1 pseudogene is annotated in these 1,150 nt (G+C 64.7%); it reads left to right on the plus strand.

Annotated elements, in window-relative coordinates:
* Window positions 1–60: 60 nt before the first annotated feature.
* Window positions 61–1,150, plus strand: a pseudogene (locus tag H5395_RS19290) (IS3 family transposase); the annotation flags it as partial.

Here is a 1,150-nt window from a genome sequence, read left to right on the forward strand (position 1 = left end):
ACCTTTCCCGGTTCTGTTCCGGTCTTCTGAGAGCGATGCTCACCAGGAAGGAGACTGGATATGGCAGCGACACGCAGCGGCGAGTTCAAGCGGGATGCGGTGCGCATCGCGCTGACCAGCGGTCTGACCCGGGGTCAGGTTGCGTCTGATCTGGGGCTCGGGCTTTCGCCCTTGGGCAAATGGGTTCGGGCTGTCGCCGAGGAGGCCGGGGCTCCTGAACAGGACGCCGGTCCGGCTCGCGCGAGAATGAGCGTCTGCGCAAAGGGAACCGCATCCTGCGGGATTTGAGCCGGATCAGGAAACAGTCCGGGGGACTGTTTCCCGACGATTGAGTTCATGGCTGACTATCGCGGCAGCTGACGCGCAGGCGCCTGTGCCAGCTGATGGGGGGGAGAGATCGCGGGCTTCGGGCGTGGAAGCGCCGGCCGCCGCCATATCGCCGAGGGCCCGACATGGTGCTCCTGGCACATATCCGCGATCAGCACCGGTCAAATCTGGGCCGCTACGGTCGGCCTCGCATGACCGAGGAACTGAACGAGCTGGGTCTCGGTGTTGGCCAGTGTCGTGTCGGGCGCGTTCGTCGGAAAACAGTCCCCCGGACTGTTTTCTGACCCTCCTCACTGCGCCAGAACGGCATCCGGGTCGTTCGCAGCGAGCGGCGTTCAAGCGCACCACCGACAGCGATCAGGCCTTCAACATCGCGCCGCACCTGCTGCGAGCCAGGACTTCACCGCGAGGGGGCCGAACCAGAAATGGGCCGGCGACATCCGCCTCATGTCTGGACGCGTGAGGGTTGGGTCTATCTGGCAGCCATCCTTGACCTTTTCTCGCGACGCGGGGTCGGCAGGGCGATCAGGTCGCCTTGGCGACGGCTGAAGCAGGATCTGGCCCTGCGGGCGCTGAACATGGCCATTGCCCTGCGCAGGCCCCCGCCAGGATGCGTCCACCACACGGACCGCGGGTCGCAAACACTGTGCCCATGATTGCCAGAAGATCCTGCGCAGGCGCGAGATGAAGCCATCAATGAGCGGCAAGGGCAATGGTTATGACAACTCGGCCCTCGGGAGCTTCTTCAAATCGCTGAAGGCTGAACTGGTCTGGCGCCGCGACTGGCCCACCCGGCGCGAGGTCGAAATCGCCCTCTTGGAAT

It is taken from the genome of Paracoccus sp. MC1854 (assembly GCF_014164635.1).
Taxonomy (GTDB): Bacteria; Pseudomonadota; Alphaproteobacteria; order Rhodobacterales; family Rhodobacteraceae; genus Paracoccus.